We start from the raw sequence: 14,599 nt of genomic DNA, 5'->3' as shown, positions 1-14,599 counted from the left end.
CGATGCCGACGATATCGAACGGTAGTTTCCCAGGTGCAACCCGCTGGAACCTGCGCCATCGTCGATACTGTCGGCGAGTGCAACACACATTTGCCTAGTGATTACAAGCGTATGGCTGTAAGTCATCTAGGGCGTTGCTTCGAACTACACCATGATGCAGCGATACAATTGTCAAGACTCGGCCGTGTCATCCTCGAGTCGTTCGAGCAGGTCATCGATCGTCGGCGTTACAGCCGTCAGATCGTCCTCGGCAACGTTGGCGATGACGTCGACCGTCGACGCGGGGGCGATCGGCGGATCGTTCGAGAGGGCGGGCGAGAGTTCCGCGAGACGATCGGCGACCGGATGATCCTCCGCGATGCTGGTCAGGACGGCAACGGCGGTGGTGCCCGCGACGAGAAATTCGTCGTCCAGACGCTCGATGGCACGGTCACTGATCGCTACGACGCGACCAGAGTCGTGGACCGCGACGAAGAGGATACACGGGGACGATGCGAACATGCTGGCAGTCGGGTACCGACGCGATTGACACGAGGAGTCTACGACGGCAGAAGTAGAGCCAGTAACGCTTCGCGAGAGACTAAGAGGACGACGTTGTTGCTCGCGAAGACGACGTACATGACGACGACGGCCGTCACGAAGCCGGCGTCGAACGGTCTCGAGAGAACGTAGCCGATGCCGACCACGAGACCGGCATAGATGAGGGCGGCGAGAACAACGCCTGCAAGCCCGAGGAGATCGTGCAGAAAGACCGTCACCGGATTCAGTTCGGTCGCGTATGGAACGGTGAAGAACAGGATCGTTGCGACGAGATCGACGAACCAGAGGCTGAAAAACGCGGCTCGAAGGCCGGTCGTCCCCGGCCGATCCGATCCGATTCCGGATGTGGGTGTTTCCGCCATCGTATTCGAATCAATGCGGTGCCGGGCATTACGCGTTGTACTTGCTGTTTCCGGCTACTGTGGCACGTTCACACACTTCGAAATAACGTGTTGTGAGCTAGCAAAAATATTTATTTCGCGTTTAATTGTCAAAATGTCGTTACTTGATATGGGGTGTTGGTAGTGTCAGACAACGATTCGAGCACCGCGATACAGCATGAGTGACCAGCCATCGACACGAAGGGATGGAGTATCGAACGAAATCGAGGAACCGTCGGGCCACCTGCCGACGGACGACTCACCAGCAGCCGAACCAACACACCCGCACATGACGAAATAGGTGGCGCAACCACACCAGAAACCGAGAGCACGCAACAGCACCCAGCAGATAGCGACCGGACGGATCACGCGCCTGGGGTGACCACAGAGCGGAGTGGGACAGCTCGTCGGCCGTTCCTCCGGTCAGCCGCCGTAGTCAGGTCAGTCGCTCTGTTTGGGAGCACGACTGCGACCGCGCGACAGGAGAACTGCGAATCGTTCGGCACACTAGCTGTCGGGGGAGAAAATTTCGTTCTCATCAGCAACGACTGGGGGAGTTTCGAACCCGCGGGATCGGGTCACAGCGGTCCTGTCCGGGACACCGTGACATTCCGACGATCCGTCTCGACGACCGTTTTCTGCCAGCGGTCGTCCCGCGATCTTCACAAATGACACATCAGGATCGAACCGACGAATCGACTTGCAACGCACAGGTCGAACTGTTTGGTAGCTTTCAGGTACTCAAATATTTATCGAAATAATAGTTTTGCTGTTGCGAAAGCGGGCCAAGGCGCGCCGTAATCGATACACAGTTCTCGACGGAGCTGACGCCGATGCTGGCCGTGATTCGATCGTCTCACTCACCTCGACTCGAGCGGGTAGCGCGAGTACAGCGGGCCACAACCGTCGAACGAGGGGTCGGACGGTCACGACTGGGATGGGACGCGTTCGGCCGGACTGACGAGTCCTCCGGTCATCTGCGACCTTTTATCAAGGAATACAGCCCTCATATCGACCGAATTCCGCCAAATTGAGCAGCAGGTGTACGACCGTCCGGCGCACGAAATCAGCTCCGACGATGCTGAAATGAACGGCTTCGGATAGGCCGTACTGACAATATTCAATATATATGTTGTATTTGTCAATAATGTCGATTCGAGGGACGAGAGATGAGGAGTTCCTCGAAACCTATAACAAGAGTACGATTGTTACGACTTCCGAACGAGTTCCACTCGAGCGGGCACACTATCGGTTGCCACAGTCGCATGCCCCTCTCTCGAGGAGCGTGGCGACGTCGTACTGCCGCCCGCACTCTTCACAGAGAACCTGGACGTCGGCGTGAACGCGATGGGTTCCGAGCTGGAGGTGATCCGTATCCCGGAGCCGCGCGAGTTTGCTTTCGGTCACCGCGACCGTTCGCTGTCGGAGTCCCTCGATGGTACCGCGAACTGTCTCTCGAGCGTCGCGGTCTGTATCCCGAAGCGACGCGTCCCGGTAGCCGGTGAGGTACGATCGGATCGCCCCGTAGGAGACGAATTCGTCGGTCAGCGTCTCGACGTCGACGCCGGCACGCTCAAGTCGTCGTGTCGCGACGGTCTGCTCGCCGCGGCTTCCGTCGGTACCGGATAGCAAGGCGTACAGTCGACTGACGTCGTCTGTGAGCGTCTCGACGTCGGCGTCGACGAGGACAGCCCGGAGGAGTCGCTCGTTGAACGAATCTGCGAGTTCTCGAAGGCTCGTCCGGTTCTCGGGATGGGTCCACCGAGCCTCGAGTTCGTCGCCGACGTCCTCGAGGCCGTATTTTCGGATGAGGCGGAGTACCTTCGGGTCCGGGCCCGGACGCTCGGATGATGTAGTCATTGTACGACGATGAATCGAGTGACGGAAAGACATTTCGAACCACCCGATCGTCAGGGACCGCCGACCGAAACGGGTAGTTCAGTATTCGGACTGTATATTCCGCATGCCGAATCTGGCTCGATCCCGCCGGTCGGCGGTATCGGTCCGACAGAGTCCTGTTCCGCATACCCCAGCCCCAACCGTGGCGTGAACGGACGGGTCGCCGGTCGAAGTCGGGAGTCAGCCGATCGATCCTGGTCAGCTAGCTGTACGCGAGGGTGACCTTGATTTCGCCGGCCTTGTCGCCGAGTCGGGTTGGGAGATTGTCGTGAACGTAGTCGTCGGTAAACCGGCTGGTCGGGCCGAATACGGACAGCCCCCCGAGAAAGTCGTCATCGGGCGTGTAAACGGGGACGGCGACACCGCGAAGCCCGTCCATGTGTTCCTGGTCGTTCACCGCGTACCCCCGCGAGCGAATTCTCTCGAGCTCGTCGAACAATGCGTCGGGATCCGTAATCGTATTCGACGTGACCGCCTCGAGACCGACGTCGCGGACGTATTGGGAGACCGACTCGTCGTCCCACTCCGCGAGAATGACCTTTCCGGACGCCATCGAGTGCAGTGGCCGGCGCTGGCCGATCATCGTGTTCGAGAGGCTACCGTATCGGTGAACGTAGACGGCCTCGTTGTCCTCCTCGACGATAAAGACCGCGAGCTCGTCGGTGTCTTGCCCGAGTTCGAACACCGCCCGCTTGGCGGCCGTGTATCCCATCCTCCGGGATCTGGCCTGCTCGCCGAGTTCGACGAACCGAAACCCGACGTAGTACCGTCCGTCGCGTTCGATCACGTACCCAAGTTCGGTGAGCGTCTGTAGATGCCGATACACGGTACTCTTCGGGAGTTCCGTCCGCTGTGTGAGTTCCGCTATCGTCGCGCCCTCCGCCTCCTCGAGGCCCTCGAGGAGCGCGAACGTCTTCCGCGTCGTCGACACGCCGATGCTGTCAGTCTCCGCCTCGTCCCGCTCCGGATTCATAGTTGGACCTGTTCACAAGTCGCAATCAATATTTCGGATACCGAAACGGTTGTCCCGTCAATCGAACCAGCAGTCGACCACTCCGAGCCCAAATCGATTGTCGACGGGAGTAGAAAACGGTGGTAACCGGTGAGTCGTGCCAGACCGGCCGGATCGTTACTGGTAGGCGGCGATGCCGGTGAACTCCTCACCGAGAACGAGCGTGTGGATATCGTGGGTCCCCTCGTAGGTGTAGACCGTCTCGAGATTGGCCATGTGGCGCATCGGCGAGTAGTCCGTCGTGATGCCGTTGCCGCCGAGCATCTCGCGGGCGATCCGTGCCTGGTTGCGCGCGATCCGGACGTTGTTTCGCTTCGCCATAGAGACGTGCTGCGGTCGCATCTCACCGCGCTCTTTGAGTTCGGCCAGCCGGTAGGCCAGGAGCTGCGCGAGCGTGATCTGGGTCCCCATCTCCGCGAGCTTGCGCTGTTGGAGCTGGAATCGGCCGATCGGACCGCCGAACTGATCGCGATCCTTGGCGTACTGGCGTGCCTCCTCGAAGCAATCGCGTGCGGCCCCGACGGCACCCCACGCGATCCCGTAGCGGGCCTGCGTGAGACAGGACAGCGGCCCCTTCATACCGGAGACGCCGGGCAGGACGTTCTCCTCGGGTACATGGACGTCGTTGAGGCCGATTTCGCCGGTGATAGAGGCGCGTAGCGAGAGCTTCTCGGTAATCTTGTTCGTCGTGATACCGTCGCGGTCGGTCTCGACCAAGAATCCGCGGACCGGCTCGCCCTCGGTCGAACGGTCACGGGCCCAGACGACGGCGACGTCAGCGATCGGGGAGTTCGTGATCCACGTCTTCGAGCCGTTCAGAACGTAGCCGTCGCCGTCGCGTTCGGCATGGGTCTCCATCGCGGACGGATTCGAACCGTGTTCGGGTTCCGTCAGTCCGAAGCACCCGATCGCATCGCCCTGTCCCATCGCCGGCAGCCACGTCTCTTTCTGTTCTTCGCTCCCGTAGGAGTGAATGGGATACATGACGAGCGCCCCTTGGACCGACGCCATCGAGCGCAGGCCTGAATCGCCCGCCTCGAGTTCCTGCATCAGGAGCCCGTAGGCCGTCTCCGAGACGTTCGGCGAGCCGTAGCCCTCGAGGTTCGGTGCGTAGAAGCCGAGTTCACCCATCTCCGGAATGAGCTCCTTTGGGAAGGTTCCGTTCTCGAAGTGCTCACCGATATCGGGTTTGACGTGTTCCTCGACGAACTCCCGGGCCGTGTCCCGGATCATCCGCTCTTCCTGGTCTAGATCCTCCTCGAGCTGAACGAAATCCAGCATACCTAGCCCTATTCGATGGGGACAATAGGTATTGCGGTACGGGCGGTTACGTGAAAATTCGTCGGCAGAATTTCGACGCCCATCTCCCGGCATTTCGCCACGCCAACGTCGGCGAATGGTATTCCGATACGAACCAATATGTGGTTTATTTGAGTTTTATACCGAGGGTCGCGCGGAGTCCAGTGTCGACACATCGAACCTCCGACCGACCATCGGCGCGACCGCGTAGGCTGTCAAGCCCCGGTCGCGCCAACAACTGAAATAAATGGAATCTGCGAGTAACAATTCTTTTGTGATCGTCAGACGAGGCCTATGCAAGGCATGACAAATCTTATAACGGAGGTCGCCGAGACAGTGAAGACGGACCCGGATTCGGCTGCGATTGCCTTCGACGGCCTGGAACTATCCTACGAGGAATTCTGGACGCGAACTGGCCAGTTCGCACGGGCACTCGAGAATCGTGGGATCGGCGAGGGCGACCGCATCGGCATCTACCTGCCGAACCTTCCACAGTTCGTGACGGCGTTCTACGGCACCCTACGCGCCGGCGGGATCGTCGTTCCGATGAACCCGCAGTACAAGGCTCGCGAAATCAGTCACATGCTAGCCGACAGCGAGGCGAACGCGGTCGTCGCGCTGGCCGACCTGGTCCCCAACGTCCTCGCGGTACAAGACGACACGGACGTCGAACAGGTGATCAGCGTGGGCGCGGATGTGGACGGCGCGACCGAGTTCGACGAGTTCCTCGCAGACGACACCAAAGCCGTCGTCGAACGTGCCGACGACGCCGTCGCGGTTCAGCCGTACACGTCCGGAACGACCGGCACGCCGAAGGGCGTCCTGTTGACCCATCACAACCTGGCCTTTACGACGCGGGCCAACGCCGACGTTCCGCCGGGTGGCTTCCAAGCCTCCGACCGACTCATCGGCACCCTCCCGCTGTTCCACATCTACGGGATGTCGGTCGTGATGAACGGCGCGATGTACAGCGGCGGCACCTACTACCCCGTCCCAGAATGGGACGCGCAGTCGGTGATGGACCAGCTCGAAGACGACGAGATCACCATCATGTTCGCCGTCCCCGCGATGTTCAACGACATGATCAATCAGCCCGACGCTGACGAGTACGAGTTCGATGCACTGCGCTTTGCGAACTCCGGCGGCTCGAGCCTTCCACTCGAGGTCTTAGAACGGTTCGAAACGCTCTGGGGCGTCCAGCTCAACGAGGGGTACGGCCTGACCGAGACCAGTCCGGTCACCCACGTCAACACGAACGACGCTCGCCGGAAGGGGAGCATCGGCCAGCCGCTCGAGGGCGTCGAGGCGAAGATCGTCACCGAGGACTTCGAGGAGGTGCCGCGGGTTGAGGAAGGGCCGATCGACGAAGAGGAGCAGGATCTCAACGAGATTACGGGCGAACTCGTTATTCACGGACCGAACGTGATGAAAGAGTACTACGGGCTGCCCGAGGCTAACGAGGAAGCCTTCACCGAAGAAAACGGCACGCGCTGGTTCCACACCGGCGACATCGGCTACTGGGACGAAGACGACTTCTTCTACGTCGTCGACCGTGAGAAGCACATGATCGTCACCGGTGGCTACAACGTCTACCCGCGGGAAGTCGAGGAACTTCTCTTCGAGCACGAAGACGTCGCCGACGCCGCCGTCGTCGGGGTTCCCGACGAGCGCCGCGGCGAGACGGTCAAAGCGTTCGTCGTCCCGACACCCGACGCCGAAGCGACGCCCGAGGACATCAAGCAATACTGCCTGAGCAACCTCGCGGAGTACAAACATCCGCGGGAAGTCGAGTTCGTGCGGGAACTACCGCGGACGACGACTGGCAAGGTCCAGAAGTTCGAACTACGCGACGACTAATCGCCGCCGCGGATCGTATTTTTCTGCTCGCCCACCGTCGAATGAGTCGTTCGTTTCCACATCGGATATTTATACGAGACTGTATTAACAAAAACAAATTTCAGGCGTATCCGAAGCTACTTTGTAAGACGCCATTGAGGACGTACTATGGCGTTCCAGTTATCTGCTGAACACGAGGCGATCCGTGACGCCGTCCGCGAGTTCGGCGAAAACGAAATGGTTCCGGTCGCAGAGGAACACGATCGGGAGCACACGTATCCCGTCGACCTCCGAAAGAAGGCCGCCGAATACGACTTCGTCGCCCCGAACATCCCGATCGAGTACGAGGGCGCCGGAATGGACAAAATATCCACGACGATCGTCACCGAGGAACTGTGGCGTGCCGATCCGGGAATCGGCTCCGCCGTCGGCAGTGCCGGCTTCGGGTCGGACATGATCATCGAATTCGGCGACGAGTGGATGAAAGAGGAGTGGCTCCCGAAGATCGCCAACGGCGAATCGGCCTCCTGTTCCTGCATTTCCGAGCCCGCCCACGGTTCGAACGTCGCCGGGATGGAGACGGTCGCGGAGAAAGACGGCGACGAGTACGTGATCGACGGCAACAAGATGTGGATTACGAACGGCACCGTCGCGGACGTCGGCGTCGTAATGGCCAAGACCAGCCTCGGCGAGGGTCACCGGGGTATCACCGCCTTCCTCGTTCCGACCGACCTCGACGGGTTCGAGACCGAAAAGATAGACAACAAGCTCGGTATCCGCGCTTCCGATCTCGCCGAGGTCATCCTCAACGACGTCCGCGTGCCCGAAGAAAACGTTATCGGCGAGGTCGACAGGGGATTCTACCAGTTGATGGAATTTTTCGCCTCCGGCCGCACTAACGTCGCCGCACAGGCCGTCGGTGCCGCCCAGGGCGCCCTGGACGCCGCGATCGAGTACGCCACCGAGCGCGAGCAGTTCGATCAGCCGATCTCGGAATTCCAGGCTATCCAGCACAAGATCGCCGAGATGGCAACCAAGGTCGAAGCCGCCCGCTCGCTGACCTACCGTGCCGCGACCCAGGTCGAGCAGGACAACCAGGACGTCGCCGCGCAGTACTCGAGCATGGCGAAGCTCTTCGCCTCCGAAATCTCGGTCGAAGTCGCCGACGAGGGGATTCAGATCCACGGCGGATCGGGCTACGTCACCGACTACCCCGCAGAGCGCTACTACCGCGACGCCCGCATCACGAAGATCTACGAGGGAACCAGCGAGATCCAGAAGAACATCATCGCCGACCAGCTACTGTAGGTCGGTTTGCGACCGCCCGGCCGGCGAATCTATCGATTCTCGTGCCGATCACGATCCGAAAATAGTCGCGAACCGCGGATCGGTCGAGCCAGTTCGGCTCGGAACTGTTGCTATTACTGGTCCGGGACTCGAAACTCGACCGCGGCGCCCTGTCCGTAGCCGACACACATCGTCGAGAGGCCGAGGCCGCCGCCCCGTCGTCGGAGTTCGTGGATCAGGGTAACCGGCAGGCGCGCGCCGGAGGCGCCGAGCGGGTGCCCGATGGCAATCGCACCGCCGTTGACGTTGAAGGTCTCGTCGTCGAAGCCGAGTTCGTCCCGACAGTATAGTGTCTGACTGGCGAACGCCTCGTTGAGTTCCACGAGGTCGTAGTCCGGAGCCGAGCGGCCGTTTCGGTCCCAGATCCCCCGGACCGCGGGCACCGGTCCGATCCCCATGACCGTTGGATCGACGCCGGCCACGTTGTGATCCTCGATTTCGGCCAGGATCTCGAGGCCTCGTTCCTCGGCGAAGGCCTCGCTCGTGAGCAGGACTCCTGCAGCGCCGTCGGATATCTGCGAGGCGTTGGCGGCGGTGACCGTGCCGTCCTCACGGAAGGCGGGCGGAAGGCCGGCGATCTTCTCTTTCGTGGTGCCCGGACGGATCCCTTCGTCCGTATCGACGACCGCCCCGCCGGTGTCGATCGGGACGATCTCGTCGTCGAACCGGCCCGATTCCGTGGCTTCGACCGCGCGCTGTTGGCTGCGCGCGCCGTACTCGTCTTGCTCTTCGCGAGCGATATCGTACTCTCTGGCGACCGTCTCGGCGGTCTGGCCCATGGCGAGTCCGGCCGCGTCGTACTGGTCGGCGATCCCGTCGTAGGAGTCGATCCCCTTCCGGCGCTCGTTGCGGGACATGTTCTCGACGCCGCCAGCGACGATGACCTCGCGCTGGCCCGCCCGGATCGCGTCGCTCGCGCTCATGATCGCCTCCGCGGAGGACGCACAGAGCCTGTCGATCGTCGTCCCGGGAACGTCCTCACCCAGTTCCGAAAGGAGGGCGATGACCCGCGCGATGTTGTTGCTCTGTTCGTTGACCTGCTTGGCACAGCCCCACCGCACGTCGTCGACGTCCGCGCCCGAGAGGCCCGTTCGCTCGAGCATCTCGTCGACGAGCGGGACTGAGAGTTCCTCGCTGCCGGTCTCGGCGAAGACGCCGCCGTGTTTCCCCTGTGGAGTCCGCACTGCCTGTACGATAACTGGCTGCCGTTCGCTCATTGGTACTCATTCGCTAGCACCGCGCCGATAAAGTAGCTCCGTTCTCGGCGACTCGAGGCGCACGGACGTCGGACAGTCCGACCGGGAACAATCCGCGACGATCCGATACAGACGGGACGATCCGTCACGACACGATCCGGACGGGGCAGATCGCGTCAATGTCGCGGTCGTAACCACGGTATTGGGATCGGATACGGGCCGATTCTCGAGTCGGAGAGACGCGTACAGGGCGAATCCGATTCGGCCGTCGTCCGTTTCGAGGCTGGCAGGAGGCCGCCCAGATGCCGGCGATCAGACGGCCGGACAATCCGGACGCCGCCGGGACTGTCATCGTCCGAGCGTCCGCGTCGCTCGTCGGCCGAAAGGGAACGTTTTTGAACGTTTCCACTGAGGGTTCGCACATGCAAATCGCAGTGCTGGGAGCGGGGAGTATGGGACACGGAATCGCGCAAATCTCCGCGATGGCGGGCCACGACGTCGTCATGCGGGATATCGAGACGAAATTCGTCGAAAACGGCCTCGAAGGGATCCGAACCAACCTGCAAGGCGGCGTCGATCGAGAGAAGTTCACCGAGGCGGAGATGGACGCGGCCCTCGAGCGAATCGAGGGGACGACCGACCTCGAGGCGGCCGTCGCGGATGCCGATCTGGTGGTCGAGGCGGTGCCTGAGGACATGGACCTGAAAAAAGACGTCTTCTCCGACGTCGAGGATGCGACAGGCGGGGACACCGTTATCGGCTCGAACACGTCCTCGCTGTCGGTGACGGAGATGGCGAGCGTTCTCGAACGCCCCGAGCGGGCCGTGGGGCTGCACTTTTTCAACCCGCCGCACCTCATGGATCTGGTAGAGATCGTCATCGCCGAACAGACGGACGAGCGAACCGAGGAAGTCGCGGTCGACTACGTGCGTGACATCGAAAAAGAGGACGTCGTCGTCCGCGACACCGCCGGCTTCGCCACCTCGCGGCTCGGACTCGCACTCGGTCTCGAGGCGATTCGGATGGTCGAACAGGGCGTCGCCAGCCCAGCGGACATCGACACGGGGATGTCGATCGGCTACGGCCATCCGATGGGTCCCCTCGAACTGACCGACCACGTCGGACTCGACGTGCGTCTTCACGTCGCCGAACACCTCCGCGAGGAACTCGGCGAGCGATTCAAACCACCCCAGACCCTCCGTCGGAAGGTTCGAGCCGGGAATCTCGGCAAGAAGACCGGCAAGGGATTCTACGTCTGGGAGGACGGCGAGCGCGTCGGCACGAGCGGCCAGTGGGATAGCGACGACGACTGAACCGGCAGGACCCACGACACTGACTCGGAGGCGCCACGTCGTCAGGATTCGCGGAACGCGATTAGACACTGCCGATCCCCGGTGTCGCGCCCGACCGAGGGAAGCAGGTTCGGGCCGCCGGCAGACACACCGTCCGTTCCGGACACCCAACTAGTAAGGCATTGCGCTTGTTTTGGTGGCCCGGTTAGATAGCAGTACCGCCCGAGTCAGGCGGCAGCCCCAATGGATGCACGTGGGAAAACAACGGGGCACCTTTCGAACTCGGTCATCACCCCCAGTGTTGGCCCGCCGCGTATCGACCGGGCGGCTCGAGGGACCGTGCTCGGCTATTCCCTCGTGAGTGTGAGCGGTGACTGCATCGACCCGATGCGTATCGCAGCAGTTGCCGGCGAACGAGAACGTATCGCGGCCGACCGGCGGCCATCCGAACGGACGGCGTGTGGCACGAACCGCCTCGAGTCTCGTCATCGATTCGGCTGAATCGTCGGTAATGCGGGTACTTTTTGCCACCCCTGAGCAAGGGGTCGGTATGTCCCTGGAGCCGAGCGCCGACCCAGCCGCCGACCGGAGAGCGACTTACGACTACCAGAGCGACGACGTCGATCGCCCGGCGCTGGTCGCGGACCTCGAGGAACTCGTCGCCTGCGAAGTCCGCGGCGACTCGTACTCCCGCGAACTGTACGCGACCGACGCGAGTGCCTACGAGATGACGCCGATCGCCGTCGCCTTCCCGGAATCGACGGCCCAGGTCGCGGGGATCCTCGAGTACTGTGCGGCACGCGAAATTCCCGTCCTCCCGCGCGGTGGCGGAACGAGTCTGGCCGGCCAGACGGTCAACCGCGCCGTCGTCCTCGATTTCACCCGCCACATGAATGACATCCGTGAAATCGATCCGGAGGCCCGGAGCGCAACGGTCCAGCCCGGAACGATTCTCGGGACGCTGAACGAAGCCCTCGCGCCGTCCGATCTCAAATTCGCTCCCGACCCCGCCTGGGGCGACAAGAGCGCGATCGGCGGCGCGATCGGCAACAACTCCACCGGCGCGCACTCGCTGAAATACGGCAAGACCGACGCGTATATCGAGGAGGTCGAAGCCGTTCTCGCCGACGGAACCGTCACCCAGTTCGGCGAAGTGAGCCTCGAGCAGGTGACCGAACGGGCCAATCCGGACGGCGATCTCGAGGGCCGGATCTACGCCGAAGTCGAGTGCGTGCTGACGGAGGAGGGAGACCGAATCGTCGAAACGTACCCCGATCTCAAGCGTAACGTCTCCGGATACAACCTCGATCGGCTCGTCGCGGAAGCCCGCGGGATCGATCTGCCAGGCAACGAACAGACGAGCGAAGCCGGCACCGTCAACCTCGCGCGACTGCTGGCCGGCAGCGAGGGAACGCTGGCCATCGTCACCGAAGCGACCGTCTCGCTCGAACCGGTGCCCGAGACGAAAGCTGTCTCGCTCCTCTGCTACCGGACGCTTCACGACGCGATGGAGGACGTCGAGCCCGTTCTCGAGCACGACCCTGCCGCGGTCGAGGTCTTAGACGACGTGCTGATCGACCTCGCGCGCGATACCGCAGAATTCGGCCCGGTCACCGAAATTCTTCCCGAGGGGACGAACGCCGTTCTCCTGGTGGAATTTTACGCCGACGATTCGGACCACGGCAGGGAACAGGTCGCCGGGCTGCTCGCCGACCGCGTGCCGTCCGCGACGCCCGCGAGCGACCCGATCGAGGACGCTCCCGTGAGCGAGGCAGAGACGCTCGCCCTCGAGGCACTCGAGGCCTACGACGACGCCGAGCGCGCGAAACTGTGGAAACTGCGCAAGTCGGGGCTCCCGATCCTGCTCTCACGGACGACCGACGAGAAGCACATCTCCTTCATCGAGGACACGGCGATCCCGCCCGCGCGACTGCCCGAGTTCGTCGACGCCTTCGAATCGATCCTCGAGTCTCACGGCACGGAGGCGAGCTTCTACGCCCACGCCGGCCCGGGCGTGCTTCACGTCCGGCCGCTCGTGAATACGAAGAGCGAGATCGGCCTCGAGCAACTTCACGGGATCGCAGACGACGTGACGGACCTCGTGGTCGACCTCGGCGGATCTGTCTCGGGCGAACACGGCGACGGCCGCGCCCGCACGCAGTGGAATCGCAAGCTCTACGGCGATGAACTCTGGGAGACCTTCCAGGACCTGAAGACGGCGTTCGACCCCAATTGGATCCTGAACCCGGGGCAGGTCGTCTTCCGCGAGGAGGAGCCGACGGACCTCCGCGAACACCTTCGATTCGACCCAGACTACGAGTTCGAGGCCGGCTTCGAACCGGCCCTCGAGTGGGACAACGACAACGGGTTTCGGGGCATGGTCGAACTCTGTCACGGCTGCGGCGGCTGTCGGGGCGAGCAGTCGACCACTGGCGGCGTCATGTGTCCGACCTACCGGGCGAGCCGTGAGGAGATCACGGCGACTCGCGGCCGGGCGAACGCGCTTCGACAGGCCATGAGCGGGGACCTCGAGCCGGACGAGGCGTTTTCAGACGAGTTCGTCGAAGAGGTGATGGACCTCTGTATCGGCTGCAAGGGCTGTGCCATCGACTGTCCGAGCGAGGTCGACATGGCCAAGCTCAAAGCGGAGGTGACCCACGAATACCACCGGCGAAACGGCGCATCCGTCCGCGACCGGCTCTTCGCCAACGTGTCGACGCTCTCGAAATGGGGGTCACGGTTCGCACCGATCTCGAACGCGCTCGCCACACTGCCGGGCGCACGGGCAGTTCTCGAGGTCGTCGTTGGAATCGATTCTACTCGACCGCTGCCGACGTTTCACGCGAGGACGTTCCGGGACTGGTTCGAGGAGCGAGGCGGCGCGGCCGTCTCGAGAAAGCGAGCGGAAGCGGCGCGAGGAGAGCGAGGCGACGCGCGTACCGGCCGGTCGGATGCGGACCGTACCGTCGTCCTGTACCCCGACACCTACACGAACTACAACCACCCCGACGCGGGGAAAGCGGCCGTTCGCGTCCTCGAGGCTGCCGGCGTTCACGTCGTCGTCCCGGACGGCCTCGGTGACACCGGCCGCCCGGCGTTTTCCAAGGGGTTCCTCGAGAAAGCGAGAGACGCCGCCCGCGAGAACGTGACCGCGCTCGCGCCACGGGTTAAAGACGGCTGGGACGTGGTCGTGATCGAACCATCCGACGCGGTCATGTTCCAGTCCGATTATCTCGATCTGCTCTCGTCGGAGGCGGCAGAGACGCTCTCGAGGGCCACCTACGGCGTCTGCGAATACATAGACGTCTTCCGGCTGGACGAGGAAATCGACTTCGATCCCGCGGCCGTCCAGCACCAGCTCACCTATCACGGCCACTGTCACCAGAAGTCGGCCGCGAAGGATCACCACGCGGTCGGCGTCCTCCGGCGGGCCGGCTACGGCGTCGATCCGCTCGACTCGGGCTGCTGTGGCATGGCCGGTAGCTTCGGCTACGAGTCCGAACACGCCTCGATGAGCGACGCCATCGGAGAGATTCTCTACGAGCAAGTCGAGGAAAGCGACGGCGACCGCGTCGTCGCCCCTGGAGCCTCCTGTCGAACGCAACTCGAGAATCGGCCGGGTGCGACCGAGGAGCCGCCGACGCCGATAGAACTCCTCGCAGCGGCGCTCGAGGGACGACGGCATCAGTAACCGGCCCGCAACGACACAGCCTGGGCTCACCACGACGAGACACGTCACACGAGGGCGCGTCCTGACCGTCGACGGTCTCGGCACGGCCCCATCCACCGACGGGGGCC

10 protein-coding genes are annotated in these 14,599 nt (G+C 62.7%); 4 read left to right on the top strand and 6 right to left on the bottom strand.

Translation table 11 applies throughout. The features are described 5' to 3' along the window. Positions 1–171: 171 nt before the first annotated feature. The 5 genes from NJU76_RS09460 to NJU76_RS09440 all read right to left on the bottom strand — a co-directional run bounded on the left by NJU76_RS09460 (position 172) and on the right by NJU76_RS09440 (position 5,112). Entirely contained in the window at positions 172–501 is a 330-nt protein-coding gene (locus NJU76_RS09460) for a hypothetical protein (RefSeq protein ID WP_254527877.1), read from the bottom strand. Between the two features lie 38 nt (positions 502–539). Next, a complete protein-coding gene (locus NJU76_RS09455) occupies positions 540–902 on the bottom strand; it encodes a hypothetical protein (RefSeq protein ID WP_254527875.1) in 363 nt (120 codons plus the stop codon). A 1,263-nt stretch (positions 903–2,165) separates the two neighbouring features. Further along, positions 2,166–2,780, bottom strand: coding sequence for a rod-determining factor RdfA (gene rdfA / locus NJU76_RS09450; RefSeq protein ID WP_254527873.1), 615 nt, complete (start codon positions 2,778–2,780; stop codon positions 2,166–2,168). Positions 2,781–3,021: 241 nt separating this feature from the next. Further along, positions 3,022–3,792, bottom strand: a complete 771-nt coding sequence (locus tag NJU76_RS09445; RefSeq protein ID WP_254527871.1) for an IclR family transcriptional regulator — start codon at positions 3,790–3,792, stop codon at positions 3,022–3,024. Between the two features lie 156 nt (positions 3,793–3,948). Further along, on the bottom strand, positions 3,949–5,112 hold the full coding sequence (locus NJU76_RS09440) for an acyl-CoA dehydrogenase family protein (RefSeq protein ID WP_254527869.1): 1,164 nt from the start codon (positions 5,110–5,112) through the stop codon (positions 3,949–3,951). A gap of 321 nt (positions 5,113–5,433) precedes the next feature. Between NJU76_RS09440 and NJU76_RS09435 the strand changes: the two genes are divergently transcribed. Together NJU76_RS09435 and NJU76_RS09430 are read left to right on the top strand one after the other, a co-directional pair. Beyond that, positions 5,434–6,987 carry a long-chain-fatty-acid--CoA ligase gene (locus NJU76_RS09435; RefSeq protein WP_254527863.1) on the top strand — a complete coding sequence of 518 codons (1,554 nt, stop codon included), beginning with the start codon at positions 5,434–5,436 and terminating at the stop codon, positions 6,985–6,987. Between the two features lie 147 nt (positions 6,988–7,134). Then, positions 7,135–8,274 (top strand): acyl-CoA dehydrogenase family protein, encoded by a 1,140-nt coding sequence (locus NJU76_RS09430; protein WP_254527862.1) that lies wholly within the window; start codon positions 7,135–7,137, stop codon positions 8,272–8,274. Between the two features lie 113 nt (positions 8,275–8,387). On the opposite strand, the gene NJU76_RS09425 is transcribed toward NJU76_RS09430, so the two are convergent. Next, positions 8,388–9,530 (bottom strand): thiolase family protein, encoded by a 1,143-nt coding sequence (locus tag NJU76_RS09425; RefSeq protein ID WP_254527860.1) that lies wholly within the window; start codon positions 9,528–9,530, stop codon positions 8,388–8,390. Positions 9,531–9,931: 401 nt separating this feature from the next. Here NJU76_RS09425 and NJU76_RS09420 point away from each other — a divergent pair, with 401 nt between their 5' ends. Then, positions 9,932–10,822: a 3-hydroxyacyl-CoA dehydrogenase family protein gene (locus NJU76_RS09420; protein WP_254532449.1), complete on the top strand. Its 891-nt coding sequence runs from the start codon at positions 9,932–9,934 to the stop codon at positions 10,820–10,822. 529 nt (positions 10,823–11,351) lie between these two features. Beyond that, positions 11,352–14,492, top strand: a complete 3,141-nt coding sequence (locus NJU76_RS09415; protein WP_254527858.1) for an FAD-binding and (Fe-S)-binding domain-containing protein — start codon at positions 11,352–11,354, stop codon at positions 14,490–14,492. Positions 14,493–14,599 lie beyond the last annotated feature (107 nt).

The sequence above is a fragment of the Natrinema gelatinilyticum genome (assembly GCF_024266705.1).
Taxonomy (GTDB): Archaea; Halobacteriota; Halobacteria; order Halobacteriales; family Natrialbaceae; genus Natrinema; species Natrinema gelatinilyticum.
Note: the sequence above shows the minus strand (reverse complement) of the source record. Positions and strands in the feature narration are given on the sequence as shown.